This window comes from Methylobacter luteus IMV-B-3098 (genome assembly GCF_000427625.1).
Taxonomy (GTDB): Bacteria; Pseudomonadota; Gammaproteobacteria; order Methylococcales; family Methylomonadaceae; genus Methylobacter; species Methylobacter luteus.
Genome location: NZ_KE386569.1, coordinates 2,787,184 through 2,812,953, shown reverse-complemented (window position 1 = coordinate 2,812,953; position 25,770 = coordinate 2,787,184). Strand labels below are relative to the sequence as shown.

The 25,770-nt window shown below is 55.0% G+C and carries 23 protein-coding genes; 13 read left to right on the top strand and 10 right to left on the bottom strand.

Annotated elements, in window-relative coordinates:
- Nucleotides 1–1,485, top strand: coding sequence for a glucose-6-phosphate dehydrogenase (gene zwf, locus METLU_RS0115010; RefSeq protein ID WP_027158927.1), 1,485 nt, complete (start codon nt 1–3; stop codon nt 1,483–1,485).
- A gap of 125 nt (nt 1,486–1,610) precedes the next feature.
- On the opposite strand, the gene METLU_RS0115005 is transcribed toward zwf, so the two are convergent.
- The 4 genes from METLU_RS0115005 to METLU_RS0114990 form a co-directional block, all read right to left on the bottom strand.
- Nucleotides 1,611–2,054: a DUF4383 domain-containing protein gene (locus tag METLU_RS0115005; protein ID WP_036243174.1), complete on the bottom strand. Its 444-nt coding sequence runs from the start codon at nt 2,052–2,054 to the stop codon at nt 1,611–1,613.
- Nucleotides 2,055–2,264: 210 nt separating this feature from the next.
- Nucleotides 2,265–2,939 carry an acireductone synthase gene (gene mtnC, locus METLU_RS0115000; protein ID WP_027158925.1) on the bottom strand — a complete coding sequence of 225 codons (675 nt, stop codon included), beginning with the start codon at nt 2,937–2,939 and terminating at the stop codon, nt 2,265–2,267.
- The gene (locus METLU_RS0114995) at nt 2,936–3,499 is read right to left on the bottom strand and encodes a 1,2-dihydroxy-3-keto-5-methylthiopentene dioxygenase (RefSeq protein WP_027158924.1); all 564 of its coding nucleotides are present in this window, start codon (nt 3,497–3,499) and stop codon (nt 2,936–2,938) included. Before METLU_RS0114995 ends, mtnC begins: the two co-directional genes overlap by 4 nt.
- A complete protein-coding gene (locus METLU_RS0114990) occupies nt 3,496–4,116 on the bottom strand; it encodes a methylthioribulose 1-phosphate dehydratase (protein WP_027158923.1) in 621 nt (206 codons plus the stop codon). Before METLU_RS0114990 ends, METLU_RS0114995 begins: the two co-directional genes overlap by 4 nt.
- A gap of 273 nt (nt 4,117–4,389) precedes the next feature.
- Here METLU_RS0114990 and METLU_RS0114985 point away from each other — a divergent pair, with 273 nt between their 5' ends.
- From METLU_RS0114985 to METLU_RS25505, 4 genes are all read left to right on the top strand, one after another.
- Complete coding sequence (locus tag METLU_RS0114985) at nt 4,390–5,619, top strand: NADP-dependent isocitrate dehydrogenase (protein ID WP_027158922.1); 1,230 nt, start codon at nt 4,390–4,392, stop codon at nt 5,617–5,619.
- 85 nt (nt 5,620–5,704) lie between these two features.
- A complete protein-coding gene (locus tag METLU_RS0114980) occupies nt 5,705–6,844 on the top strand; it encodes an efflux RND transporter periplasmic adaptor subunit (protein WP_027158921.1) in 1,140 nt (379 codons plus the stop codon).
- Nucleotides 6,841–7,503, top strand: a complete 663-nt coding sequence (locus METLU_RS0114975) for an ABC transporter ATP-binding protein (RefSeq protein WP_027158920.1) — start codon at nt 6,841–6,843, stop codon at nt 7,501–7,503. The genes METLU_RS0114980 and METLU_RS0114975 overlap by 4 nt, the downstream gene beginning before the upstream one ends.
- A gap of 375 nt (nt 7,504–7,878) precedes the next feature.
- Nucleotides 7,879–10,131, top strand: coding sequence for an autotransporter outer membrane beta-barrel domain-containing protein (locus METLU_RS25505; protein ID WP_051299931.1), 2,253 nt, complete (start codon nt 7,879–7,881; stop codon nt 10,129–10,131).
- A 610-nt stretch (nt 10,132–10,741) separates the two neighbouring features.
- Here the strand turns inward: METLU_RS25505 and METLU_RS0114965 are convergent.
- The 4 genes from METLU_RS0114965 to METLU_RS26820 are packed head-to-tail and all read right to left on the bottom strand — an operon-like array spanning nt 10,742 to nt 15,517.
- Nucleotides 10,742–13,033, bottom strand: coding sequence for a hypothetical protein (locus tag METLU_RS0114965; protein WP_155920579.1), 2,292 nt, complete (start codon nt 13,031–13,033; stop codon nt 10,742–10,744).
- A 5-nt stretch (nt 13,034–13,038) separates the two neighbouring features.
- Nucleotides 13,039–14,277 (bottom strand): hypothetical protein, encoded by a 1,239-nt coding sequence (locus tag METLU_RS0114960; RefSeq protein ID WP_027158918.1) that lies wholly within the window; start codon nt 14,275–14,277, stop codon nt 13,039–13,041.
- A 27-nt stretch (nt 14,278–14,304) separates the two neighbouring features.
- Nucleotides 14,305–15,030 carry a PilW family protein gene (locus tag METLU_RS0114955; RefSeq protein WP_027158917.1) on the bottom strand — a complete coding sequence of 242 codons (726 nt, stop codon included), beginning with the start codon at nt 15,028–15,030 and terminating at the stop codon, nt 14,305–14,307.
- 19 nt (nt 15,031–15,049) lie between these two features.
- Nucleotides 15,050–15,517 carry a GspH/FimT family pseudopilin gene (locus tag METLU_RS26820; RefSeq protein WP_155920577.1) on the bottom strand — a complete coding sequence of 156 codons (468 nt, stop codon included), beginning with the start codon at nt 15,515–15,517 and terminating at the stop codon, nt 15,050–15,052.
- Nucleotides 15,518–15,694: 177 nt separating this feature from the next.
- Between METLU_RS26820 and METLU_RS0114945 the strand changes: the two genes are divergently transcribed.
- Together METLU_RS0114945 and METLU_RS0114940 are read left to right on the top strand one after the other, a co-directional pair.
- On the top strand, nt 15,695–16,099 hold the full coding sequence (locus tag METLU_RS0114945; RefSeq protein ID WP_027158916.1) for a type IV pilin protein: 405 nt from the start codon (nt 15,695–15,697) through the stop codon (nt 16,097–16,099).
- On the top strand, nt 16,071–16,571 hold the full coding sequence (locus METLU_RS0114940) for a YchJ family protein (protein WP_027158915.1): 501 nt from the start codon (nt 16,071–16,073) through the stop codon (nt 16,569–16,571). Before METLU_RS0114945 ends, METLU_RS0114940 begins: the two co-directional genes overlap by 29 nt.
- 92 nt (nt 16,572–16,663) lie before the next feature.
- Here METLU_RS0114940 and METLU_RS0114935 read toward each other — a convergent pair whose 3' ends face one another.
- Together METLU_RS0114935 and speA are read right to left on the bottom strand one after the other, a co-directional pair.
- Nucleotides 16,664–17,521, bottom strand: coding sequence for an NAD(P)-dependent oxidoreductase (locus METLU_RS0114935; protein ID WP_027158914.1), 858 nt, complete (start codon nt 17,519–17,521; stop codon nt 16,664–16,666).
- A gap of 1 nt (nt 17,522) precedes the next feature.
- Nucleotides 17,523–19,361: a biosynthetic arginine decarboxylase gene (gene speA / locus METLU_RS0114930; protein ID WP_027158913.1), complete on the bottom strand. Its 1,839-nt coding sequence runs from the start codon at nt 19,359–19,361 to the stop codon at nt 17,523–17,525.
- 78 nt (nt 19,362–19,439) lie between these two features.
- On the opposite strand from speA, the gene speE reads away from it, so the two are divergent.
- The 6 genes from speE (at nt 19,440) to rep (ending at nt 25,749) form a co-directional block, all read left to right on the top strand.
- Nucleotides 19,440–20,294 carry a polyamine aminopropyltransferase gene (speE, locus tag METLU_RS0114925; protein ID WP_407939115.1) on the top strand — a complete coding sequence of 285 codons (855 nt, stop codon included), beginning with the start codon at nt 19,440–19,442 and terminating at the stop codon, nt 20,292–20,294.
- A gap of 5 nt (nt 20,295–20,299) precedes the next feature.
- Nucleotides 20,300–20,878, top strand: a complete 579-nt coding sequence (locus METLU_RS0114920; RefSeq protein WP_027158911.1) for a MarR family winged helix-turn-helix transcriptional regulator — start codon at nt 20,300–20,302, stop codon at nt 20,876–20,878.
- A gap of 58 nt (nt 20,879–20,936) precedes the next feature.
- Nucleotides 20,937–21,197 carry a ubiquinone biosynthesis accessory factor UbiK gene (gene ubiK, locus METLU_RS0114915; protein ID WP_027158910.1) on the top strand — a complete coding sequence of 87 codons (261 nt, stop codon included), beginning with the start codon at nt 20,937–20,939 and terminating at the stop codon, nt 21,195–21,197.
- A 65-nt stretch (nt 21,198–21,262) separates the two neighbouring features.
- Nucleotides 21,263–22,774, top strand: a complete 1,512-nt coding sequence (locus METLU_RS0114910) for a YifB family Mg chelatase-like AAA ATPase (protein ID WP_027158909.1) — start codon at nt 21,263–21,265, stop codon at nt 22,772–22,774.
- Between the two features lie 187 nt (nt 22,775–22,961).
- Nucleotides 22,962–23,531: a retropepsin-like aspartic protease family protein gene (locus METLU_RS0114905; RefSeq protein WP_027158908.1), complete on the top strand. Its 570-nt coding sequence runs from the start codon at nt 22,962–22,964 to the stop codon at nt 23,529–23,531.
- Nucleotides 23,532–23,697: 166 nt separating this feature from the next.
- A complete protein-coding gene (gene rep / locus METLU_RS0114895; protein WP_027158907.1) occupies nt 23,698–25,749 on the top strand; it encodes a DNA helicase Rep in 2,052 nt (683 codons plus the stop codon).
- The last annotated feature ends 21 nt before the right edge of the window (nt 25,750–25,770 follow it).

The window sequence follows — 25,770 nt, the reverse complement described above, 5'->3', positions numbered from 1 at the left end:
ATGAGCGCCGACCCCTGCACTTACGTCATTTTCGGAGCGACCGGCAATCTGTCGCGAACCAAGCTGATGCCGGCTTTGTATCATCTTGATGCCGATCAGCGCCTGCCTGAAGGCACGCGCATTCTGGCCGTCGGGCGCCGACCCTGGGATCAGTCCCAATGGCAATCCGAAGCCAGAGCCATGATTCAGGCCAAAGCCCGCGAGGGCATCGACGAAACCGTGTTCCAGCGCTTCAGCGCGCGCCTGTATTTTCATGAAGGCGATATCGAACAGGAAGCCTGCTATGCGGGGCTGGCCGCAGCGCTCGAATCCGGCCAGTTTCCACGCAACGTGGCGTTTTACCTGGCCGTCAGTCCGTCCGATTTCGGCCCCGTCATGGAGCTGTTGAGCCGCCACCGCCTGTTCGACGAGGAAGACGGCTGGCGGCGCGTGATCATCGAAAAGCCGTTCGGCTACGATCTGGACAGCGCCCAGTCCCTGCAAAAACGTATCAGCCACTACCTGAGCGAAGAGCAGGTCTACCGCATCGATCACTACCTGGGCAAAGGCACCGTGCAGAACGTGCTCGTGTTCCGGTTCGCCAATGTGCTGCTGGAACCGCTATGGAACCGCAACTATATCGACCATGTCCAGATCACGCACGCCGAGGAGATCGGCATCGGCGGCCGCGGCGACTATTACGATGGGGCCGGTGCCATGCGCGACATGATCCAGAGCCATCTGCTGCAACTGCTGACGCTGGTTGCGATGGAACCGCCCGCGACCATGGAAGCCGAGGCCCTGCGCGATGAAAAAGTCAAAGTGCTGAAGTCGATCCGGCCGATACCTAAAGAAGCCGTGCATGCGCATGCGTTCCGCGCCCAGTATGCCAAGGGCAGCATCAACGGCGAAAAAGTCGCGGCTTACCTGCAGGAAGAACACATCCGGCCCGACAGCGTCACCGAGACTTTCGCCGCCATGAAGCTGTATATCGACAACTGGCGCTGGCGCGGCGTGCCTTTTTATTTGCGCACCGGCAAACGCATGGCCAGGGCGCAATCGGTCATCTCGATCTGCTTCCGCCGCCCGCCGCTACAGTTTTTCCGCGGCACCGGGGTAAGCTGCAAGAATCCGAACTGGATATTGCTGGGGATACAGCCGGAAGAACGCATCCGCATCGAAATGACCGTCAAGGAGCCTGGGCTGGAAATGCACACACGCATGAGCACGCTCGATGCCGGTTTTCGGCAAGAGCATGAAACAAGTCATGACGCCTATGAAGACCTGCTACTGGACGTACTGATCGGCGACCGATCGTTGTTCCTGCGCTTTGATGAAGTCGAATACGCCTGGCGCATCATCGACCCGATTCTGCAAACCTGGGCCATCGAGCGTGAGTATATTGCCACTTACCCGGCCGGCTCCTGGGGCCCCGCTGAGAGCCGCCGCCTGTTTGATAAGGAAAGTCAGTTCTGGCGCAGTTCGCTGACGCCTGAATGCAATTAGGCCGCTTCGAAGCCTCAGTTCCGAAGCGGCCATCGTAGGGTACGCACCGCGTACCATTTTCAAAACGTTGCAAGTGGATTAACTCCGGGGAAGGTACGCATTGCGTACCCTACACTCTCCGGCCATTAATGCTGCATTTCCGGATGATAAACGTGAGCGGGCGGACCGTAACCGAAATAACCCGCTACCAGCGCTGATAACGCATGCAGCCATACGTCATGACCGAATATCGGCGCCAGCCCAAACAGGGTACTGGTAGCCGGAATCATTCCGAGAACGGTCAGCAAGCCATAGAAAATTGTCACGCCGCGCGCAAATATCAGTGCTTTGTGAGTGTCTTTCGCACTGATAATACCCCAGACACCAATAGCAAGATGCACAAGATTGTGCATCACGTTAACGGCAAACAAGCCCATCAACCAGCCATATCCGGTATCGACGGCAATTTTCGGCGCATTGATCGGCGGCGTCTGCACAAGGCCCGGTACAAAGCCAAGTATGCCGACAAGAACAAAGAGAATACCGTAATACAGTGCAAATTTGTCAAGCCTCAGATCCCGTGTGTGCATTTTTCACCTCCCATGATGGTTAAAAAATAAACAAGCATCAGAGTTACTTCTTGCTTTCTGTTGCTAGAAAATCCACTGTCGTCATGAAGAACATCACAATGGACTAACTTAGTACATTAGACACTGCGCTCAATAAAAATTCATATGTTTTTCAATAAAAATCAGCCAGATAGGATGAACTGGAGCTTGGCGTCAACCCGGCATTTCCACTCAAAAATCGATCTGATCGAAGCTGCCGACCTGCCGATGCTCGGCCTGTGCGTCGGGCATGCTGTCGCGCGTCAGCCAGATTGTCTTGAAGCCGGCTCCGCGCGCGGCATCGAGCTCTTCCTTGATATCGGACAGAAACAGCACATTCCCGGCCGGCAGTCCCAGTTGCGCGGCGATCTTCTCGTAAGCGGCCTGTTCGCGCTTGCCGCCGATATGCGTATCGAAATAGCCGGAGAATAGCGGCGTCAGATCGCCGAAATCGCTATGCCCGAACAGCAGCTTCTGCGCATAGACCGAGCCGGATGAATAAACATACAAGGCCATGCCGTCGGCGTGCCATTTCTTCAGGTTCTCGGCCGCATCGCGGTACACATGACCGGTAAAGTCGCCCTGCCGGTAGCCGGCTTCCCAGATCAAGCCCTGCAGCGACTTTAGCGGTGTGATTTTCCTGTCTTCGTCTATCCACCGGATAAACTGCTCGATCAACTGCTCGGTATCGAGATCGGCTCCGACCTCGGCGCGCGAGTCATTCAACAGAGCCTTAACGTCGGCATCATCGGCATGACTGCGCACAAACTCGGCCAGATGCGCGCGCGCATACGGAAACAGCACGTCCTTGACGAAGGACAGCGACGAGGTCGTGCCCTCGATATCGGTAACAATGGCCTTGATCATGACCGCACCACCGCCACATATTGGTCATAGGTCGGAAAATTCCTGGCGATGTCGCTGCCGGTGAACTCGGCCACCCAGCCTTCCGCCGTCGTGAATAGCCGGATGCATTTGAAATTCGGGTTTTCGCCCATGTCGAACCAGTGCGTGGTATGGGCCGGCACGCTGATCAAGTCGCCCTGCTCGCACAGGATGGCATAGACTTTACCGTCTACATGCAGATAAAAAAGCCCGCAGCCCTCGATAAAGAAGCGCACTTCAAAATCGCTGTGCGTGTGCTCGGCCAGGAATTTCTGCCGGAACGCGGCTTTCTCGGGGTGATCGGGTTTTAAGCTGATCACGTCGACGGACTGGAAACCATACTGCTGTTTCAGGCGCTCGATGGAATCTTCATAGGCCGCAATCACATCATCGGTACTGGCATTGGCGGCCAGTTCGCAGCTGGCAGTCCAGCGCTCGAACTGCACGCCTATCGCGGTTAACTGGTCTTTGATGTCCTCGAAATCGATATAAAGCAAGCCTTGTTCGGGGGCATTATCGGCATAGATGGTTAATGCGCTCATGGTTTTTTAACTCCGTGCAGTCGTAGTTCACAATCAAATAAAAATTCCAGGGCCTCCAGATGGCGCAACGCTTCAGCCACGCTGCTGCCCCAGGTATAAAACCCATGCCCGGCGATGACATAGGCGTGGATGGCGCCGTGCGTATCGAGATACTGCTCCACCTTGCCGGCCAGGCGCGCGATGTCCTGGTCATTGGCGAACACCGGAATCACAACTCGGGTCTCATGCGTATCAATGCCGCTGAAGGCTTTCAGCAGTTCGTAATCCTCCAGCACGATTTCCTGGCCGAAAATGCGCGAGGCCAGCGTCGCATTGACCGAATGCGGATGCAGCACGACCCGTGCATCGGGGAAGCGCCGGTATAAAGAAGTATGCAGCAAGGTTTCGGCCGACGGTTTCTTGCCGTCCAATGCCTGGCCTTCGGCGTCGACCAGCATAATATCGTCGAGCCGCAACTGGCCCTTGTGCTTGCCGGAGACGGTCACGGCGACCGTGCCGTCGGACAGGCGCGCGGAAAAGTTGCCGCTGGTGGCCGGCACCCAGCCTTTGTTGTCGATAAAGCGCCCGGCGTCAATCAGCTCGTTGGCCCTGGCGAAAAATTCTTCGGTATAAGTCATGTCGGTCAGTTAAAAGACAGGATAGTGAAAGCGGAAAACTCGGATTTTAACATTTTTGCGCGGCAATAATCTTATGGATACAAATTCATCGAGCGGGATAGAGTTTGCAGCCCTGCCCATTTGTGAAGCATGTGTAGGCTGGGTTGGTAAACCCAGCAAAGGCAATTTCGAAATGCTGGGTTTACCAACCCGGCCTGCCATGCTTATAGATACAAATTCCCAGGGATGGATTATATTGATCAGGTCATTACTTCCCAGTGCGAGGACAGTCCGATGAAAAAAATAACCGTAGACCATGCCATAGTAGAACTGGACGGCGATGAAATGACGCGCATCATCTGGCATTTCATTAAAGAACAGCTGATTCTGCCGTACCTGGATGTGCCGATTGAGTATTACGATCTGGGCATCGAAAACCGCGACAGAACCGATGACCAGGTCACCATCGATGCCGCGCAGGCGATCAAAAAGCACGGTGTCGGCGTCAAATGCGCGACAATCACGCCCGACGAGGCGCGCGTCAAGGAATTCAACCTCAAGAAAATGTACAAATCGCCTAACGGCACGATCCGCAACATCCTGGACGGCACCGTTTTCCGCGAGCCGATCATCTGCAGGAACGTGCCGCGCCTAGTGCCGAACTGGACCCAGCCCATCTGCATCGGCCGTCACGCCTTCGGCGACCAGTACCGCGCCACCGACTTCGTCACGCACGGCCCTGGCAAATTGACCATCACATTCACGCCCGATGACGGCGGCGCGGAACAATCTTATGACGTCTACCGCTTCGAAGGCGATGGCGTGGCGCTGGCCATGTTCAACACCGACGAGTCAATTGCCGGTTTCGCTCGCAGCTGCTTCAATGTCGCGCTCGACCGCGGCTGGCCGCTATACCTGTCGACCAAGAACACGATCCTGAAAAAATACGACGGCCGTTTCAAGGACATCTTCGAGGCCATCTACCAGGCCGAATACCGGGACCGCTTTGCCGGGCAAGGCATTACCTACGAGCACAAACTGATCGACGACATGGTCGCCTCGGCGCTGAAATGGAGCGGCGCCTTTGTCTGGGCCTGCAAGAATTACGATGGCGACGTGCAGTCCGACACCGTGGCTCAGGGCTTCGGCTCATTGGGCCTGATGACCTCGACGCTGGTCACGCCGGACGGCAAAACCATGGAAGCCGAGGCCGCGCACGGCACCGTCACGCGCCATTACCGCCTGCACCAGCAGGGCCTGCCGACCTCGACCAATCCTATCGCGTCGATCTACGCCTGGGCGCGCGGCCTGGCTTTCCGGGGCAAGCTCGACGGCAACCAGGCGCTGATCGATTTTTGCCGGACGCTGGAAAAAGTCTGCGTCGAGACGGTCGAGTCGGGGCAGATGACCAAGGATCTGGCGCTGTGCATCCACGGCGACCGGCTTAATGAATCACATTATCTGAATACCGAGGCTTTTCTCGACACGGTGCGGCGCAATCTGGAAAACAGCTTAGGTCAATGAATACCGCTATACTCTTGTGGGGCGACTGAAGTCGCCCATGGGCGGATAAATCCGCCCCCACATTTTTACTATCTGCCACCCATTAATGAACAAAAAAACCCTCATCATCGTGCTCGCCGTCATCGCCATCGGCATCGCCTATTTCGCCCTGCGCAAGCCCGAACCCGTCACCGTTAAAACGGCGACTGTCGAGCAAGGCGAAGTCAGCGCCACGGTCTCCAATACGCGCGTCGGCACGATCAAGGCCTGCCGGCGCGCCTATCTGGCGCCCGCGACCGGCGGCCAGGTCGCCGAACTGCATGTCCAGGAAGGCGATAGAGTCAAGCGGGATCAATTGCTGATGGAAGTCTGGAACAAGGACCTGAAGGAGCAGATGAAATTGCAGGAAGCCCAGATCAAGGCCAACCGGGCTACGGCCGAGCAGACCTGCCTGATGGCGGACAGCGCCCAGCGTGAAGCCGATCGATTGGTCCGTCTGCGGCAAAAAAACCAGTTTGTTTCCGAAGAGCAGGTCGACATCAAATCCACCGAAGCCAAAGCCAAGCGGGCCGCCTGCGGCGCCGCCCATGACACCATTACCGTCAGCCGGGCCAATCTCGATCTCACACGCGCCTCCATTGAGCGCACGCTCGTGCTGGCGCCTTTCGACGGCACCGTCGCCGAAATCAATGTCGAACTGGGCGAGTTCGTCACGCCCTCGCCGCCCGGCATTCCGACCCTGCCGGCCATCGATCTGCTCGATGTCAGCTGTCTCTATGTCTCGGCGCCGATCGATGAAGTCGATGCGCCGCAGATCAAGACCGGCATGAAAGCCTGCGTATCGCTCGATGCCTTCGGCAGTGAAAAACGCTGCTCGGGCACTGTAAGCCGCATCGCGCCCTATGTGCAGGAAAAGGAAAAGCAGGCGCGCACGGTCGAAGTCGAAGTGAAACTGACCGACCCGCAAGACCTCAAGGATCTGCTGCCCGGCTATAGCGCCGACATCGAAGTGCTGCTGTCCGACAAGCGCCAGGCGCTCCGGGTCCCGGCCGAAGCGGTGCTCGATAACAACCGGGTTTTGCTGATGCGGGATGACGGCGTGCTCGAAGAACGAACCTTCGAGCCCGGCCTGTCCAACTGGAATTACGTCGAAGTGCTGTCGGGGCTTAAGGCCGGCGACAAAGTCGTGCTGTCGGTAGGCCAGGAGGGCGTCGCTGCCGGGGCTCATGTACGCGAACAGCCATGATTGAACTGGAAAACATTCACCGCTACTTCAAGGTCGGCGAGCAGACGGTCCATGCCCTCAATGACATCAATCTCACTATCGACAAGGGCGAATATGTGTCCGTCATGGGCCCGTCGGGCTCCGGCAAGTCGACGCTGTTGAATGTCATCGCACTGCTCGACCAGCCGTCATCGGGCCGCTATCGCCTGAACGGCCGCGATGTTACCCAGATCAGTGATGATGAGCTGGCTAAGGTCCGGCGCGAAAACATCGGCTTCGTGTTTCAGTTTTTTCACCTGATTCCGCGCCTGACAGCCGCTGAAAATGTTGAAATGCCGATGATCCTAGCCGGCATCGCGGCCAAGGAGCGCAAACAGCGCGTGGCCGAGGCGCTGGCCGACGTCAACCTTCGGGATAGAGCCAGCCACCGGCCGGACCAGCTCTCAGGCGGGCAACTCCAGCGCATCGCCATCGCCCGCGCCATGATCATGCGCCCTGAAATCCTGCTCGCTGACGAACCCACCGGCAACCTCGACAGCAAATCCGGCAGCGAAATCATCGATCTGCTGGAAAGCCTGAACCGGCAAGGCGTGACGCTGATGATCATCACACACGACCAGCATATAGGCGATCGGGCGCGACGAAAGATCCGCATTGTCGACGGGCAGATCCGGCCATGATTCAAGCTGTGCAGACCGTCTTGGATCTGTGTAGGCAAGGCTGAAGCTGTGTAGGCTGGGTTGGAGCTTTAGCGGAAACCCGGCATGGACGACTCCGAATGCTGGGTTTATCAACCCAGCCTACCTGGCTTGGCTACCTGGCTTGGCTACCTGGCTAACTGCGTCATATGCCACACCCGCTGCGGCATATGACGCAGTTATATTAACGATGACTAATTAAAAGCGCTATAAATCAATAATGTATAAATGGCATATTTATTGCCCTGCTAGCACTTGTGTTTGGAAGCAGCAAGCAACCGTGCGATTCGCAGGAAGCTTGCCAACGACAACAATAATCCGGCAATGGCCGGCTTTCCATCTGTCTCGTGAGTATTTATGCAGCGCTACTATTACTTTTTCATTTATTTACTATGGCTGGTCATGGCTCTGAGTATCCATGACGCTCAAGCGGCCAAAAAAGACACCACGCCCGATCCCTTTTTCTTTACCGACCAGACCAACGTCGCCCTTAACACGGTCGTGACATCGAACACGATCACGGTCAGCGGCATCAACGCCTCGACTTCCATCAGCGTCACCGGCGGCCAGTATTCGCGCAACGGCGGCGCCTTCACGTCCGCCAGCGGCAGCGTCTATAACGGCGACACGGTGCGCGTGCAGCAGACGTCTTCTTCGTCGTACAGCATGACCACGAACACCGCCCTGACCATAGGCGGCGTAAAGGACACCTTCAGCGTCACCACGCAGACGGGCAGCGCCGATATAACGCCTGATACCTTCGGCTTCACGGCGCAAACCGGCGTCGCGCTCAATACCGCCGTCGCGTCGAACGCGGCCACCATCACCGGCATCAACGCGCCGGCATCGGTCACCGTCAGCGGCGGCAGTTACTCCATCAACGGCGGCGCCTTTACCAGCGCGGCCGGCAGCCTCAATAACGGCGACAGCGTGCGCGTACAACTGACCTCGTCATCGCAGTACAGCACGCAAACGACCGCCACGCTGACGATAGGCGGCGTGCAGGGCGTATTTCAAGTCACCACGCTGGCCGATGCCGGCGGCTTCCTGTTGGAACCGGCCTCGGGCGGCGACCCCAACTTTACCTCCACGCATTTTTCAGGCTCGGGCAACTGTCTGATGTGCCATAACAACCTGACCGATGCGCAGGGCAAGGATGTTTCGATTGAAACTGACTGGTCATCGACCATGATGGCCAACTCGGCGCGCGACCCGCTCTGGCGAGCCAAAGTGCGCAGTGAACTGAACCGCAATCCGCAACTGGCCGATGTGATCAGCGACAAATGCACGCGCTGCCATGCGCCCATGGCCAATTTCGAGGCCAAAAAGAGCGGTGAGCCGATGCAGATTCTCGACGGCGGTTTCCTCGATGCCAGCCACAGCCGGCATGACAGCGCGCTGAACGGCGTCAGTTGCACGCTGTGCCATCAGATCCAGGACGCGCCTAATCTGGGCACCCTGAGCGGCTTTACCGGCAAATATGAAATCGGCAGCAACAAGCTGATTTACGGACCGTATGACAATCTGACCCCCAACCCGATGGTCATGAACACGGGCTATACGCCGACCTACAGCGCGCATGTCAAGGAATCGAAACTGTGCGCCTCCTGCCACAACCTGAAAACGCCTTATGTGGACTCGTTCGGCAACGTGCTCAGCACTACGCCCGAAAGCGAATTCCCCGAGCAGATGCCGTACAGCGAATGGGAGCACAGCAGCTACGCGACCAGCAATCCGCAAAGCTGCCAGCAGTGCCACATGAGCCGCGCCAACGGCGTAGCGATCTCGAACCGGCCGATGTGGCTGCAGACGCGCGACAATTTCGCCGTGCATGATCTGGTGGGTGCAAACCGGCTGATGCTGAACATCTTCAAAGACAACAAAACCCAGCTGGGCGTATTATCGAACAACTTCCCGGAGACCATCGCCAAGACCGAAGCCATGCTGCAAAGCGCCGCGGCCGTGACGCCGGCCAGCCAGTCGCTGATCAACGACACACTGGACTTCACCCTGCGCGTGAACAGCAATACCGGCCACAAGCTGCCCAGCGCCTATCCTTCGCGGCGCGTGATACTTCATGTCACAGTCAAGGATAACTTAGGTAATGTCGTGTTCGAATCGGGCAAGGTGAACGCCGACGGCAGCGTGACCGGCGTCGATGCCGATACCGATCCGGCCGCGTTTGAGCCGCATCATGAACTGATCACCTCGCCGGATCAGGTTCAGGTTTATGAAGCGATCATGGGCGATGACATGAATCAGGTCACTTATACGCTGCTGCGCGGCATGACCTATCTGAAGGACAACCGTATTCTGCCGCAGGGCTTCGACAAGGCGACCGCCTCATCGGATATCCGCGTCGCCGGCGATGCGCTCAATGACGATAACTTCATCGGCGGCAGCGATGAGATCGGCTACCGGATTGCAGGACTGAATGGCGCCAGCTACCAGGTGACGGCCGAACTGATCCATCAGCCGCTCGCCTACGGCTTCGCGCAGGACCTGTTCAGCGATTCCGGCGCGGAAATCCAGGACTTCCAGAAAATGTTCCAGGCTTCCAACGCCAAATCCACCACGATCACCACTCACGCATTCAGCGTTTCACGCTAGGCAATTTTCGGACGCAAGGACGCGCCTCCCTCCCCTATTGCCGGAACAGGTTAAGGATAATGTGTTCCGGTTTTCCAAAATCCTCAAAACGCTGTTTGCAATCAAAGCATATGCGCAACGCTGATCTATGGAGTAGATTTGCACCTATATTATCGCTGTAGGGCCGAATTCATTCGGCCCGAAATACTTTCCCATAGCCGGGCGGGGCATGTTGCCCCGTTCGAAATGTTGGGCATTAGTTAACTGTAGCCTTTTAACCCAAACATTGCAGAAACGTTACAGAGAGGATTGCATCCCGTCTAGCTTGAGATTAGCGGCACATAAAACAGGCATTCATAAAAAAACCGCCACATGCTCTTGGTTGGCATGTGGCGGTTAATGATATTGCACCGTTACTCGGCAATCAGAGGCGCATCATCGCATGGACCTGCCCATGCCGGGTTTGCAGGCCGTACGGGGCATATTGCCCCGTACGAAATGTCTGGCATTGGTTAAGCCCGTCACTTGGCTCAGATATTGTCGAAACGTCAGGGGCGGGGTTGCAAATCCCTCCCCGCTTGATGGGTCGGGTTGCGAAAAACATGCAACCCGATTTTACATGGCTGACGGATCAATTAGTGGTCGTCAACTTTGGTCCAGTGGTAATGCTTATGCTGTTGGCTGTACAGTCAACAGTTACTGGATTCCCCACCCCCGCGGAAACATGGGTGCCGCCAATGGTTACGCTGGCGCCATCTGTCACGGTTCCGGCATCGCAGCTATAAGTAGTGCTTCCGCTGGCTTTCGTTATTTCGCATGTATTGGTTGCCGAAGGCGTTGATGTCACAGTGACATCGTCAACCTTAAAGGTATTACCTGTGCCTTTTTCAATAATGCCAGATACTGTCACTGCACAAGAAGCAGCGCTTGTAGTAAAAGCCGGCCCAGTAACGGCCGCCACGCCTGCAAGTGTAGCTGCGCCACTCGCTTGCTGCACATTAGCGCCTGTAGCGTTAATGATCACATCGCCAGGCAACGCGTAAATTGTACAGGTATAAGTATTATCGTTGTTATTCGTGCAACTGCCGCCGTTAAGGCTGAAATTGACGGAATTAGCGTTATTGCCTGTAACCGCACCGGTAATGACATAATTCATGTAAGCAGGTGTTGCCGCGATAAATTCCGGCCCCGCTACGTCAGGTTCAACTCCAAGCGTGACATTAGCACTGGCAGGACTTACATCACCGCCGGTTGCATTAATAGTTACTGCGCCAGGCGTCGAAGTAATGGTGCAGGTGTAGCTGCCATCATTATTATTGGTACAACTGCCGTCGTTGCTCATCGTCAATGTCACTGAATTAGCCTGATTGCCACCAATATGACCAGTAACGGTGTAGCTTACAGGTGTGGATGTACCGGCTTGGAGACTTGGCCCGGCCATGCTTGTTTGGTCTGTTGAAACGGCAAGCGTAGTGGACACGGGCGTTACATTGCCGCCGGTTGCGGTAATGGTGACGGATGCCGTAGTATCGACAACGGTAATCGTACACTGATAAGTATGAATATTGTTATTGGAAGTAATGGTACAGCCGTTGCCGTTGACAAACACTTGCACCAAATTAGCCTGATCGCCAGAAATACCACCGGCAATAGTGTAGGTAACGATTGAGCCACAGCTCGATACGTTTTCCGCCAGTGAAACATTGTTGTCATTGGGCCCCAGCGGCGGATCGCGATATACAGTGGAACTGGGCACACTCAAGCCCGCGAAATTCCGGAAGTGATTACAATCATTGCTATGTCCGGTTGCTTCCACGACTAGAAAATCCTGACAAGCAAAAGACTGGTTAATGCCTTCCGAACCGACCACATTGTTATTGGCATCCAGGCGCTGGGACAAGTACAAGCGGGCTGTAGTAGTGGCGGTTTCTATGCCGTTTCCGGCGATATCTTCCGCAAAACAGACTTTTTTATTATGTAAATTGGCTTCGCTGGTTTCTATTAAACCCACCTTGCCATACCATCCTCCTGAAACGGCCGTAAACGTCACTGAATCTTCTTGGGCTAAACAACCTGTGCCATCATGCGTGCAATCGCCGCCGAAATAACAGATATAATCGGACTGACCTTCATGAACGGGAAACACGCAATAGGCCAGATCGGAAAAGGTCACCGGATAGCTGGTCAATGGCTGTAACTCTATAGAAGGGTTCTGACCATTTCCAACAATTCCCGCGTAAACGTTACCTTTAATGGTATGAATTGACCCGCCATTAAATTTGATCACGGCCTTGCCGGTTGAATCCAACAAATAAATGCGTCCCTCATCATCGGTGTATTTATATAGACCGGAGCCATCGTCTAATGACGTTTCGCCGTCAATTTCATCAAGATCGAATTGTTCGCCCGGCGTTGACGACGAGTTGTTGTTAGGGCTGGGCGCGCGCGCTGAAAGACCATTACCGTCCGTTGCGTAATCGGTGGCTTTTCCCGGATCGGCCCAAATCACCTGGCTGACCATATTGACCGTTTCATCAGCGCTGGCGCCGCCCCACGTCACTGTTACACTGATGTTCTTCCTGTCAGGACCGGCAGCGTCTGTTAAAGTCCAGCTTCTGGCAAAAGTAGCGTTGCTACCATTGATGCTATCATCGCCAGCCCCTATTGCGAGATCAACGTCGAAGTCGCTCTTGTTGATATTATTCCTAAATTCTTCAAGTTTTTCTTCTGCCAGCTTGACAGCTTCGGAGCGGGCTTTGCTCTCACCGCTGCTGTGCATTATCGTGCCTTGCAGGGATGCCAACGACAGCAGCCCGACGGCCACCACGACAGCGGCAATCAAGACTTCTATTACTCCAATACCCCGTTGTGCTTTTATTTTGTTTGTATAACTGGTCATAAAAATCGCCTGTCTGATTGCCAAAAGCGTTACCAATCGCGCCACGAGCCGCTGATAACCGTTGTTGTTCCAATAATCGGGTTGGCCGATCTATCCAAGGTGTAGGGCGAGTAAATCAAGTCAACGCCGCCATGTCCGACAACTGGCTCTTCCCCGGCCGGCACCAAAGCCGGATCGCCTTCGACAATGACGGAGCCTAGAACCTTCACTGTGCCTGCTGCATCAAGCTGGCCTGTTACATAGAGCAATCCATAGATTTGAGGATTACCGGCTACATCCAGATTACCGTTAATGATGAGGATGACCGGGTTATCTGAGGTGCCATAGGTATCGCCATTTAAATCGGCGTTACCTTCAATCCAGACCACGCCCGATTTGCCTGCTGCCGCACCGATATCGGCAGCGTCATAGACCTGATCCAGGCTCTCCGCCAGTTCTTTCATCGCTGTTCTGTCACCATAGAAGAAGTTGTTAAAAAACTCGTCGCCGGTCAGCGAGCCTAATCTCGGATCACTGGCGATTGTATCCACGCCATTGCCTTTATTGCGGTCGGAAACGGCTTCTGATGTGTAGGCGTTGCCAGTATCATCATCCTCAAGCTGCGCTCGGGTATAGTCGCCTTCCTCGGTGCCCATCGGCCTCAGGTATGTTGATGCGCTGGCTGACTCGCCGATATTGACCGCGTCCCCCGACCATGCCGTGGTATTGTTATAGCGGTTAATGATCTGATAATTGCCGGTTAAGCCTACGCTGCCCCGTGCTATCAAGGGCTGCTTAGGGCCATTGCCGCCAAAAACATCAATGGTGCCGACGCATTGGGATAATGTCCTTACCGCCAGGTCGTCGTCACTGCGGCCTATCGCTATAATCAAGCCACTTTTCATGCTGGGCGTTTCGCCAGCGGCAACACAGCGCGTACCGGCGGCATTGTTGAAGGTGAGGCTTGCCGTGGTGGTTTGAGTACCATCGGCGGAAGTATAGGTTCTATCCGCAATGGTATCGATGATGCCATCACTGCCAGCCACACCCGTAGCATTGATGACATGGTCGAATCCGCCCTGATCAAAGTAGCCAACACCAAAATCCATCGCGGCATTGGCAGCCGCAACGGCCTGGGCCATGCGATAGTTATCGGCGGAAATCTGGGTTTCCGTTACCACCGTTTTTGAGGAAAGCAATGTCACTAAAGTAATACAGATCAATAAAACCAGCGCCGTTAATAATGTGGCGGCGCCGTTTTGATTTTTACGGGTATTTAGGCTTTTCATATTTTTTGCCCTGGGTTTTTCTCTATACTATTGCGTAAAGATACGGTCGTTTCTTATTTTTACGCGGCCTGCAAGACTTTTAGTAACCGCCTGATCGCTGTTGACTCGTCCCGCCAGTGCAATGGAAATTTCGCGAGTCTCAATCACACGGTCATCGGCAACAATATTGCCTGCCGCGATAGCAGCAGCACAGGTAGTGTCATAACTTTGGTCGGCAACGCCTAGCCGTTTTCTTAAACATTTAAAGGATTCGGTAAACGTTAAGTTAGTCACATCGATCCGCTCGCTGCCCTCGCTGACATTAAGTGTTGCCCATCCATTGTCATCACAGCCGATGTTTGTAGAGCGCATTTGGATATTGCCTTCATTGAGCCTGAAGCCGTAATACTCATCTGCGTCAACATCGTCGGTTGTATCATTCAATGTATTGGCGCCGCTGGCATTGTCATCATAGGTATACAAAATGCAACTGGCCGACGGAATTTGTAAATCGGTGGTGTCTGGTACTGTGAAAGGGTTATCACGACTGTCCGAGCCAATCATTGCCCCGCCCCAGTAACCTGCCCGGCGAATATCGTTAACCATTAAAGCCAAGGCTGAGTCCAGATCATGATTCAAACGAGCGGACTTGATAACATCAGAGCTGCCTTTAACCGTAGTGATATAAATAGTAATGGTTGCCGCTACAACGATTAGCCCCAGCAACAGGGCAATCATAATTTCGATAAGTGTATAGCCGGATTGTTTTTTCATGTTGATCCTCTGCATTGGTTTAGTCGCAATCCGGATAACTTGGCAGTCCTGTCGCATCATCAGGCGTACAGATTCTTACCCGGCCTACATCAGCAACAATAACTCTTGCATCATAATGTGCTGAACTCAATGTCGACCCCATGGCACTAGCCGTCCCACGTTTAAAAGAAAACGTCACGCTATCAGCTGCATCTAATGAAATGCCTTGAAATTGACTGCCTTGCACGGTTTTCAGCGTATTGCCTGCACTAGTGATGGTATAAGACCAGCCCGCCGCTAGAGTTAACGTCACATTGGCACTGCGTTTTATGGCTTCTGTTCTGGCAAATTTCAGATCGTCCGCCAACGACTCCACGGCCTGCTTTAACCGATTCCGTTCAAGTATGTCCTGATAAGAAGGCACCGCCAGCGCTGCTATAATGCCGATGATGGCGATGACTATCATTAGCTCGGGCAGCGAGAAACCCGAACTCCTTAATTTTTTCATGTCTGATCCCCATTTTTGTTTCAAATTAAGTATAGATTGAGTATCGGTTCCTGACAGGCGTGCCGGACGCCGTTTATCGGCTGAATCGGAACGCTAATCGGTTTGCCTGCATCACGCGGATAAAGATAGAGGGTTATGCTATTCTTAAGCGGACAAACAACTTGAAAAGGTGAATCAATGAATACGTTTAAACGACTTGCCGGATTTACTCTGCTGGAACTGATGATTGTAGTAGCTATTGTTGGTATTCTTGCGTCGATTGCTTATCCTTCCTATACCGAATATGTAAAGCGGGCTAAACGCGCCGACGCTAAGGCGGCCTTGTTGAACGCTCAATTGGCGCAGGAAAAATACCGCGCTAACCATACGGACTATGGCACCCTTGCTGAGGCAGGTATATCCGGCACATCAGCCGATGGCTACTATACGATTGCTGTGGCAAGTGCTGATGCTACAACTTACACAATGACCGCGACACCAACCGGTTCACAGACAGGCGACAGTTGCGGCACATTTGCGGTCAATCAAGCTGGAAAACTGACTACGGGAAGCTATGCAAATGCCGATTGCTGGGGCAAATAAGCCTTGCCTTTGCGGCTCCGGCCTCGATTATGCTGAATGCTGCGGCCAATATCACAGCGGAGAAAAAGCCGCGCCTACGGCCGAAACCCTGATGCGTTCGCGTTTCACCGCTTATGCCCGGCAGGATGAAGCCTATTTGCTGGCCACCTGGGATGCGACCACGCGGCCTGCGGCGATCGACTTTTCCAGGGAAAAAGCCGAGTGGCAGAAGCTGGAGATCGTCGGTACTAAGAAAGGCGGCATCAAGGACAACAAGGGGCTCGTGGAATTTAAAGCGTATTTTCTACAGGATGGCGAGGAGCATGTGATGAATGAGGCCAGCCGCTTTACCCGAATCAACGGCCGCTGGTTTTACTTGGACGGTATCGTCAAATCGATAGGCAAGATTGGATTACAGACCAACCAGGGCAAGAATGCACCATGCCCCTGTGGCAGCGGCAAGAAGTTCAAGCGCTGCTGCGGGGCTAACTGATCCGGCCAATTTCGTAGGGTACGCATTGCGTACCTTTCCTGAGTTTTATCCACTTGCAACATTTTGAATGTGGTACGCGGTGCGTACCCTACTCATAGCTTTTTCTTCAACCGGTACAGCGCCGAAATATCCTCATCGCCAAATCCTGCCGCCATTAACTGCTCGTAATCGGCCAGCGTCATATCGATCAGCGTCGTCGATGCGCCGATTTGCCAAGCCATGGCCTGGCAGATTTTCAGATCCTTATGATGCAGCGCCAGCTTGAAGCCTGGTGCGAAGGTATCGCGCGTCATGGTCGGGCCACGATGCTGGAGAAACCAGTTGCCGGCAGCGCCGCCGGAAATGACGTCGATAACCTTATCCATGGGCAGGCCCTGCGCCTGCCCGAAGGCGAGCGCTTCGGTCACGGCCTGATTGATGCCGGCGGCCATGATCTGATTGACGGCTTTCGTATTCTGACCCGCGCCGGTCGGACCCATGTGCATGATACGGCTCGCCATAGCCTCCAGTACCGGCCGGACTTTTTCCAGAGCATCGGCATCGCCGCCTACCATCATGGCCAGCGTGCCTTTGTTGGCGCCTTCGACGCCGCCCGATACCGGCGCATCGAGAAAGACGACCTGTTTTTCGGCCAGTATCGTGGCGGCTTTTTTGGCCGTCTCGCTGCTGACCGTCGACATGTCGATGACGACCGATCCGGGCTTGATGGTTAGGACTATGGCATTCACGACATCCAGCACATCCTGATCTGCAGAAACGCAGATCAGGACGATATCGACTTCAGCGGCCAATGCTTCAGGTTGTGCATAAGCGGTCACGCCTAGCCCTTCGGCCAGGCTCTGCGCCGTTGCCGCCGTACGGTTGTATATGCCCGTCAAATAACCCGCGCTGGCAAGGTTTCTAGCCATGCCGGTGCCCATCGCGCCGAGTCCGATCATGCCCGCGTTCATATTACCGCTCCAGATAGGTATAGGCTGTCAAGCCGGCAACCAGCTCTTTTTCGTAATCCTGCCGCTCCTGTTCGCTGATAGGGCTCTTGGCCAGTTTTTCACGGTAGGCGGTCTTCAACTCCTCAGTGCAGATATGGACGTAGTCGAGCAGATCGCCGACATGCTCGCCTTCGAGCAGATCGTAGAAATGATAACCGCTGTCGTCGAGTTCGATATTGATCGAATGCGTATCGCCGAACAGGTTGTGCATGTCGCCGAGGATTTCCTGGTAGGCGCCCAGCATGAAAAAGCCGATCAGATACGGTTCCTTGCAGTCGATTTCATGCAGCGCCAGCGTCGTTTCGATGTTCTGGCCGTCGATGTACTGGTCGATGCGGCCGTCCGAATCGCAGGTCAGGTCCTGGATCACGGCGCGCCGCGCGGGCCGTTCGTCCAACCGGTGTATGGGCATGATCGGGAAGATCTGTTCGATGCCCCAGATGTCGGGCATGGACTGGAACAGCGAGAAGTTGCAGAACACCTTGTCGGCCAGCTTTTCGTTCAGCTCCTGCAATATCGTGGCCTCGTTCTGGCTGTTCGGGTTCAGGCTGTTTTTGATCTGCTGACAGATGATCGCATAGTCGTTCTCGGCCTGCGCGAGCTCGGTAATGCTCAGCTTATCCTGATTGAACTGCGCGCGGGCTTCCGACAGCGCAAATTGCGCGTCATGGTAACGCTCGACGATGTTCTGTCCGTTGCTCAGGGGCTGTCTGGCCGAATCATTGGTATAGACCGATTCGATATCGGTCACGTTGGTGATCAGGATGGCATGATGCGCGGTGATCGCGCGGCCCGATTCGGTAATGATGTCGGGCTGCGGCACCTGTTTTTCGGCGCAGATTTCGGCGAAGCTGCGCACGATGTTCTGCGCGTATTCGTCCATGCTGTAATTGATCGACGATTCGCGCCGCGATTTGCTGCCGTCGTAATCGACGCCGAGGCCGCCACCGGCATCGATGATTTTTATAGGGGCGCCCTGGCGGTGCAGTTCGACGTAGAATTGCCCGGCTTCCTTCAGCGCGACCTTGATGTCGTGGATATTGGCGATCTGCGAGCCCATGTGAAAATGCATGAGCTTGAGGGTATCGAGCAGGTTCGCCTGTTTGAGGCGCTCGATCAGCCCCAGCACTTCATTGGCATGAAAGCCGAACTTGGATTTCTCGCCGCCGCTGTTCTGCCATTTGCCGGCGCTGATGCTGGCCAGCCGGATGCGCACGCCCAGTTGCGGCCTGACGTTCAGGCGGGCGGCTTCTTCGATGATCAGTTCCAGCTCGGAGGGCTTCTCAATGACCAGATACAGATTCAGCCCCATCTTCAGTCCAATCAGCGCCAGGCGGATATAGGCTCGGTCCTTGTAGCCGTTGCAGATCACGACGGATTGGGTCGATAAAGCCATAATGGCCAGCAGCTCGGGCTTGCTGCCCGCTTCCAGCCCGACATTGTCGCTGGCCAGAATGCCCTCGACGACTTTGCGCTGCTGGTTGACCTTGATCGGGTAGACGGGCGTGTAGCGGCCCTGGTAGTCATTGTGGAGACAGGCTTTCTGGAAGGCGGCCTGCAGGCGTTTGACGCGGTCTTTCAGGATGTCGGTAAAGCGCACCAGGACCGGCAGGGACAGGTTCTTGTCCTTGAGCGATCCGGCTATCTCGTACAGATCGATTTCGACGGCTTTGTCGGAGCTCGGCCTTACGCAGACGTGCCCGTCGGTATTGATCGCAAAGTAACCGTCGCCCCAGTTTTCTATGCCGTAGGTTTGCGCCGAATGCTCGATGGTCCACGTCTTTGAATCATTTAAATACAACTTTTTAACTCCATTCCGCCTAAATACGCGAGAATTCTAATATAATATCGATTTGTTTATTCGTTTTTAGGAACACAGATAATGAATCCGTCTCAGTGGTTTACCGAGCAAGTCCCAGGTGCTGAATCCGCCTTTTCGTTAAAATTTAAACAAAAGTTGCACGAGGAGCAATCGGAATATCAATTTATTGAAATATATGAAACCGAGGGCTTCGGCAATCTGATGGTTATCGACGGCTGCACGATGGTATCGACGCGCGATAATTTCCTCTATCATGAGATGATGAGTCATCCGGTTTTATTCACGCACCCCGATCCGAAAAGAGTCTGGATCATCGGCGGCGGCGACTGCGGCACCTTGAGGGAAGTCCTGAAGCACCCATCCGTCGAACAGGCCGTGCAAATCGATATCGACGAGCGCGTCACGCGCCTGGCCGAAATCTACTTCCCTGAGCTGTGCGAGTCCAATAACGATCCTCGGGCCGACCTGAAATTCATCGACGGCATCAAATGGGTGAAAGATGCGGAGCCCAACTCCGTGGACATTATCATCGTCGACAGCACCGACCCGGTAGGACCTGCCGAAGGCCTGTTCAGCAAGGCGTTCTATCGCGACTGCTTCAACTGCTTGTCCGAGCACGGCATGGTCGTGCAGCAAAGCGAATCTCCCCTGTATCACATGAAGCTGATCGGCGAGATGCGCGATGCCATGAGTTCGGCCGGTTTCGAGCACCTGCAAACGCTGTTCTTCCCGCAAACCATCTATCCATCCGGCTGGTGGAGCGCCACGATCGCCAGCAAGGCCAGTCTGGCAAAATTCAGGGAACTGGACTCCGCCAACAAAAACTTTGACACAACTTATTATAACGTCGACATTCATAAGGCTTCATTGGCCCAGCCCGAGTTCTTTAAAAAAGCTATTGCCTTGAAGTAAGTTGAATGCAGGAATTAAAAGACACGTTTAAATTGATCGAGCGCATCAGCACCCTGGTGCGTTCGGAAGAGCGAAAGAAATATGCCGCGATTGGCTTGCAACCGATCCATATCCAGGTGCTGAATTATCTGTCCCGCTGTAACTGGTGCAGCGACACACCCGTAGCCGTGGCTGAATATCTGGGCCTGACCAAGGGCACTGTTTCGCAAACGATACAGGTCCTTGAGCGCAAAGGCTATATCGAACGCAGCAATGATGCCGAGGACGGGCGCGTCGTGCATCTGGCCTTGTCCAGATCCGGCGCGCGACTGCTGGACGAACTGGCTGCGCTCGATGTGTTCGCGCAGGCAGAAAACGCCCTGGCGATTAAAAAATATTCGACGCTCGGCGATGCATTGAATTCAATGCTGCGGACGTTGCAGATGACCAATAATGCCAGAACTTTTGGCGTCTGCAACTCGTGTACCCATTTCGACGAGATCGACAACCACTACCAATGCGACCTGGCCCAGGTGCCGTTAAGCCGCCTGGATACTGAAAAAATCTGCCGCGAGCATAAGCCTGCTGACATAGCGGCCGCTTAACTGAAACAGGCCGATATTCGACCTGTAGCCTTTTACCTTATTAAAAAGAGAGAGACCCATGTTTGATCCCAAAGCCCTAGATGATCTTGCCAGCCGCCTGGCCGGCGCCATCCCGCCCGGTCTGAGCAACCTGAAAGATGACCTGGAAAAAAGCTTCCACGCCATTTTGCAGGGCGCCTTAGGCAAGCTGGATCTGGTCACGCGTGAAGAGTTTGAAGTGCAGAAAGCGGTTCTGGCCAAAACCCGCTCCAAGCTCGAAGACCTGGAAAAACGCGTCGCGGCCATGGAAGCGCAAATCCTTGATAAAGCCGACCTCTAAACGCCGATTTTCTTCTGTGGGGACGATTTCAGTCGCCATCCGGAAATAGCCTGAGACTCTGCTCAGTGGCATTAGCCGTTATCTACAGCCGGGGCCGTTCCGGCATTAATGCACCGTTGGTCACGGTCGAAGTGCACGTGTCCAACGGCCTGCCGGCGCTGTCCATCGTCGGCCTGCCCGAGGCTGCCGTCAAGGAAAGCAAGGACCGCGTGCGCGGCGCAATCCTGAACTCGCGTTTCGAGTTTCCGGCCCAGCGCATCACGATCAACCTGGCACCGGCCGATCTGCCCAAAGAGGGCGGCCGCTTCGATCTGGCCATCGCGCTGGGCATTCTGGCCGCATCAAACCAGCTCCCGACCGCCAGCCTGGATCAGTATGAATGCATTGGCGAACTGTCTCTGGGCGGCGAGCTGCGGCCGATCAATGGCGTGTTGCCGGTCGCGATACAGGCTCGGAATAACGGCAGAAAACTGCTGCTGCCCAGAGAAAATATTGCAGAAGCCGCGTTAGTTAAAGGCATAGAGATCATGCCGGCCGGCCATCTGCTGGAAGTCTGCGCGCATCTGAGCGGACAAAGCCTGATACAACCGGAACCTCCGCAACCCGTACAAAGCGTACAGAGCGACCCTATCGACTTTGCCGATGTGCATGGCCAGTACCATGTCAAACGCGCGTTTGAAATCGCCGCGGCCGGCTCGCATAATCTATTGATGCTGGGCCCGCCCGGCACCGGCAAGTCTATGCTGGCCGCGCGCCTGCCGACCATTCTGCCGCTGCTGTCCGAACAGCAGGCTCAGGAAAGCGCCGCCATCGCCTCGATCAGCGACCAGGGGCTCGATGTGGCGAACTGGCTGAAGCCGCCCTACCGCGCCCCTCACCATACGGCCTCGGCGGCGGCACTGGTCGGCGGCGGAGGCAATCCCCGGCCCGGCGAGATTTCGCTCGCGCATAACGGCGCCTTGTTCCTTGATGAACTGCCCGAATTTGACAGAAAGGTGCTGGAAGTGCTGCGCGAGCCCCTGGAAACGGGCCACATCACAATTTCACGCGCCAGCCGGCAAGCCGATTTCCCGGCTCGCTTTCAATTGATCGCGGCCATGAACCCGTGCCCTTGCGGTTATCTGGGCGATGTCTCGGGCCGATGCCACTGCACTTCGGAGCAGGTCATGCGCTACAGGGCCAGAGTCTCCGGCCCGCTGCTCGACCGCATCGACATGCACCTGGAAGTGCCTCGGGTTCCGCATGAGGTTCTGCGCAAAGGTTCGCCGGATGGCGAGGAAAGCAGCGCGACGATCAGGGCGCGCGTCGAAGAAGCACGCAACCTCGCCGTCGCGCGCAGCGGCAAGGCCAACGCGGCATTGACGGCCAAGGAAGTCAAACAGTTCTGCCCGTTATCCGAGCAAGGACACCGGCTGCTGGAGCAGGCCATGGACAAATTCGGCCTGTCGAATCGCGCCTATCATCGCATTCTCAAGCTCGCACGGACCATTGCCGATCTGGCCCATTCGGAACAGATAGAAATCACGCATTTGAGCGAAGCGATCAGTTACCGCAAACTGGATAGAAGCGTTAAATGAATCTTACAGCCGTAAATACACTGTAGGGTCGAATTCGCCTAGAACGCCTGCTTTTGACATTCGATCACAAACGTCTGCTATTCTTTAAATAGTTGTAGGCTGGGTTGATAAACCCAGCATTCCAACGCTGCCTATGCTGGGTTTATCAACCCAGCCTACAAGTTGCCCCAATCAACAAAGGGAAATCATGAAAAAAAATAACTTATTGTTGTTATCCATAGGACTGGCCACGCTCGGCACGAATGCCTGGAGCAATGACACGATCCATAAATGCAAGAACCAGCAAGGCCGCATCATTTACCAGAAATCGGCCTGCTCAGATAGTGTCAAGACGGTTTCTTCATGGACGTCCGTGATCAAAGAAAAGCCGCCCGAAAAAAAATCGGAGAATAAGAATCACCAGGAACTCGTCATTAAGCAGGCCGCCAACGGGCATTATTTCCTGGGAGGCTCCATTAACGACAAGCCACTGACATTCGTAATCGATACCGGCGCCTCTGCCGTCTCATTGCCGGGCTCACTCGCTTCTGATGCCGGGATTGCCTGCAAGAACCAGGTAGTCATGGAGACCGCCAACGGACGAACCGGCGCCTGCACGGCCGTCATATCCGAACTCAAGTTTGGACATTTCGTGATTAAGAATGCACAGACGATGATTGTGCCGAACTTAAGCCAGCCCTTGCTCGGCATGAATATCCTGCAGCATTTCAACATGAAGCAGGAAAATGGCGAAATGCATATCTCGGCGCGAGACTGATGCCCGATAAAATGTATGACAAACCCGTTTCAGCTGAAGCTTGTAGGCTGGTTTGGAGCTTTGCGGAAACCCGGCATTGGCTGCATCGAAATGCTGGGTTTATCAACCCGGCCTGCCTGGTAAAATGTATGACAAATCCGTTTCAGCCTAAGTTTTCAGAGTAGTGATGGCCAAACTAAACCCGCAACAGCAAGCCGCCGTTAAGGCGATCGATCATCCTTTGTTAGTGCTGGCCGGCGCCGGCAGCGGCAAAACGCGCGTGATCACCGAAAAAATCGCCTACCTGATCACCCAGGGCGGCATACCGGCGCGCAATATCGCCGCGGTGACGTTTACCAACAAGGCCGCACGCGAAATGAAAAGCCGCGTCTCCAAACTGCTGGACGATAAGCAACTGCGCGGCCTCAGGGTCTCGACGTTTCACTCGCTGGGTCTGGATATACTGCGGTCCGAGCATAAAACGCTGGGCTACAAGGCCGGCCTGACGCTGTTCGACGAGCAGGACAAGCTCACGCTGCTGCGCAACCTGATCAGCCACGACAGCAAGAAGTGCGATATCGACAACGTCGACCGCTATTCCTGGCAGATCGGGCAATGGAAAAACGCTTTCGTCACGCCGGAGCTGGCCGTATCGACAGCAACGGCGGAGCAATATCCTGCGGCCGTGCTTTACAACGACTTTATCCGCAGCCTGAAAGCCTACAACGCCGTCGATTTCGACGACCTGATCCTGCTGCCCGTGCTGCTGTTCCAGGATCAGCCGGCCGTGCTGGAGAAATGGCAGAACAAGATCCGTTACCTGCTCGTCGATGAATACCAGGACACCAATATCACTCAATACCAGCTCGTCAAACTGATCGCCGGTAACCTGGGGCGGTTCACCGTGGTCGGCGATGATGACCAGTCCATCTATGCCTGGCGCGGCGCGCAGCCCGAAAACCTGGCGCAGCTGCAAAAAGATTACGCGCGCCTGAAAGTCATCAAGCTGGAGCAGAATTACCGCTCGACCGGCCGCATTCTGAAAGTCGCCAATCATCTGATCGCGAACAATCCGCACGCGTTCGAGAAAAAGCTCTGGAGCGAACTGGGCTACGGCGATCCGCTGCGCGTGCTGAGCCACAGGGACGAATTGATCGAAGCGCAGCAGATCGTGTCCGAAATCATCCACCATAAATTCAAAACCGGCAGCAGCTACCAGGATTACGCGATTCTATACCGCGGCAATCACCAGTCCCGGCTGTTCGAGCGCAGCCTGCGCGAAAACAACATCCCCTATTTCATCAGCGGCAGCACATCATTCTTCGCCTATTCAGAAATCAAGGACGTGCTCAGCTACTTGCGCCTGTTCGTCAATCAGGACGATGATGCCGCGTTCCTGCGCATCATCAACACGCCGCGCCGCGAGATCGGCCCGACCACGCTGGAAAAGCTCGGCGCCTATGCCAACGAACGCCATATCAGCCTGTTCGCGGCCAGCTCCGAGCTGGGCCTGACCCAGAAACTGCCCGAAAAAGCCATGCAGCGGCTGGCGAAATTCCGCGACTGGGTCGTCGATACGGCCGACCGCATCGAGCGCGGCGACACCTTTGCCGTGATCGAAGCCATGCTGGACCAGATCGGTTACGAGCAATGGCTGCGCGAGAACAGCAAAACGCCGGCAGCGGCCGAGCGCAAGATGAAGAACGTCTACGAACTGATCGACTGGCTCAAGCGCATCAATGACGACTACAGGGATGCAGGAGGTAGAGCAACGCAGGGAGCAGTTGCCGAAAAAGATAGCGGGGGAAAATCGCTGTCGGAGATAGTCGCCAAAATCATGCTATTGGACATCATGGAACGCAATCAGGAGGAAGAAGCCAGCGACCAGGTCAGCCTGATGACCCTGCATGCCGCCAAGGGTCTGGAGTTTCCGCACGTGTTCCTGATCGGCATGGAGGAAAACCTGCTGCCGCATCAGAACAGCATCGAAACCGACAATATCGAGGAAGAACGCCGCCTGGCCTATGTCGGCATCACGCGCGCCCAGCGCACCTGCACATTCAGCTATTGCACGCACAGAAAACGCTACGGCGAGATCACTGAATGTGAACCCAGCCGGTTTCTGAACGAATTGCCGCCGGACGATCTGGAATGGACCAACAAAAAACAGCTGGCGCCGGAAGTCATCAAGGAGCGCGGCAAGGCCAGTCTTGCACATTTAAAAACAATGCTATCGTAATTCTGCGCGCAATCGGTTAAA

Excerpts from the sequence above, each read along its gene's own strand:
- zwf (WP_027158927.1), top strand. The coding sequence starts at position 1 with ATGAGCGCCGACCCCTGCACTTACGTCATTTTCGGAGCGACCGGCAAT.
- METLU_RS0115005 (WP_036243174.1), bottom strand. The coding sequence starts at position 2,054 with ATGCACACACGGGATCTGAGGCTTGACAAATTTGCACTGTATTACGGT.
- mtnC (WP_027158925.1), bottom strand. The coding sequence starts at position 2,939 with ATGATCAAGGCCATTGTTACCGATATCGAGGGCACGACCTCGTCGCTG.
- METLU_RS0114995 (WP_027158924.1), bottom strand. The coding sequence starts at position 3,499 with ATGAGCGCATTAACCATCTATGCCGATAATGCCCCCGAACAAGGCTTG.
- METLU_RS0114990 (WP_027158923.1), bottom strand. The coding sequence starts at position 4,116 with ATGACTTATACCGAAGAATTTTTCGCCAGGGCCAACGAGCTGATTGAC.
- METLU_RS0114985 (WP_027158922.1), top strand. The coding sequence starts at position 4,390 with ATGAAAAAAATAACCGTAGACCATGCCATAGTAGAACTGGACGGCGAT.
- METLU_RS0114980 (WP_027158921.1), top strand. The coding sequence starts at position 5,705 with ATGAACAAAAAAACCCTCATCATCGTGCTCGCCGTCATCGCCATCGGC.
- METLU_RS0114975 (WP_027158920.1), top strand. The coding sequence starts at position 6,841 with ATGATTGAACTGGAAAACATTCACCGCTACTTCAAGGTCGGCGAGCAG.
- METLU_RS25505 (WP_051299931.1), top strand. The coding sequence starts at position 7,879 with ATGCAGCGCTACTATTACTTTTTCATTTATTTACTATGGCTGGTCATG.
- METLU_RS0114960 (WP_027158918.1), bottom strand. The coding sequence starts at position 14,277 with ATGAAAAGCCTAAATACCCGTAAAAATCAAAACGGCGCCGCCACATTA.
- METLU_RS0114955 (WP_027158917.1), bottom strand. The coding sequence starts at position 15,030 with ATGAAAAAACAATCCGGCTATACACTTATCGAAATTATGATTGCCCTG.
- METLU_RS26820 (WP_155920577.1), bottom strand. The coding sequence starts at position 15,517 with ATGAAAAAATTAAGGAGTTCGGGTTTCTCGCTGCCCGAGCTAATGATA.
- METLU_RS0114945 (WP_027158916.1), top strand. The coding sequence starts at position 15,695 with ATGAATACGTTTAAACGACTTGCCGGATTTACTCTGCTGGAACTGATG.
- METLU_RS0114940 (WP_027158915.1), top strand. The coding sequence starts at position 16,071 with ATGCAAATGCCGATTGCTGGGGCAAATAAGCCTTGCCTTTGCGGCTCC.
- METLU_RS0114935 (WP_027158914.1), bottom strand. The coding sequence starts at position 17,521 with ATGAACGCGGGCATGATCGGACTCGGCGCGATGGGCACCGGCATGGCT.
- METLU_RS0114920 (WP_027158911.1), top strand. The coding sequence starts at position 20,300 with ATGCAGGAATTAAAAGACACGTTTAAATTGATCGAGCGCATCAGCACC.
- ubiK (WP_027158910.1), top strand. The coding sequence starts at position 20,937 with ATGTTTGATCCCAAAGCCCTAGATGATCTTGCCAGCCGCCTGGCCGGC.
- METLU_RS0114905 (WP_027158908.1), top strand. The coding sequence starts at position 22,962 with ATGAAAAAAAATAACTTATTGTTGTTATCCATAGGACTGGCCACGCTC.
- rep (WP_027158907.1), top strand. The coding sequence starts at position 23,698 with ATGGCCAAACTAAACCCGCAACAGCAAGCCGCCGTTAAGGCGATCGAT.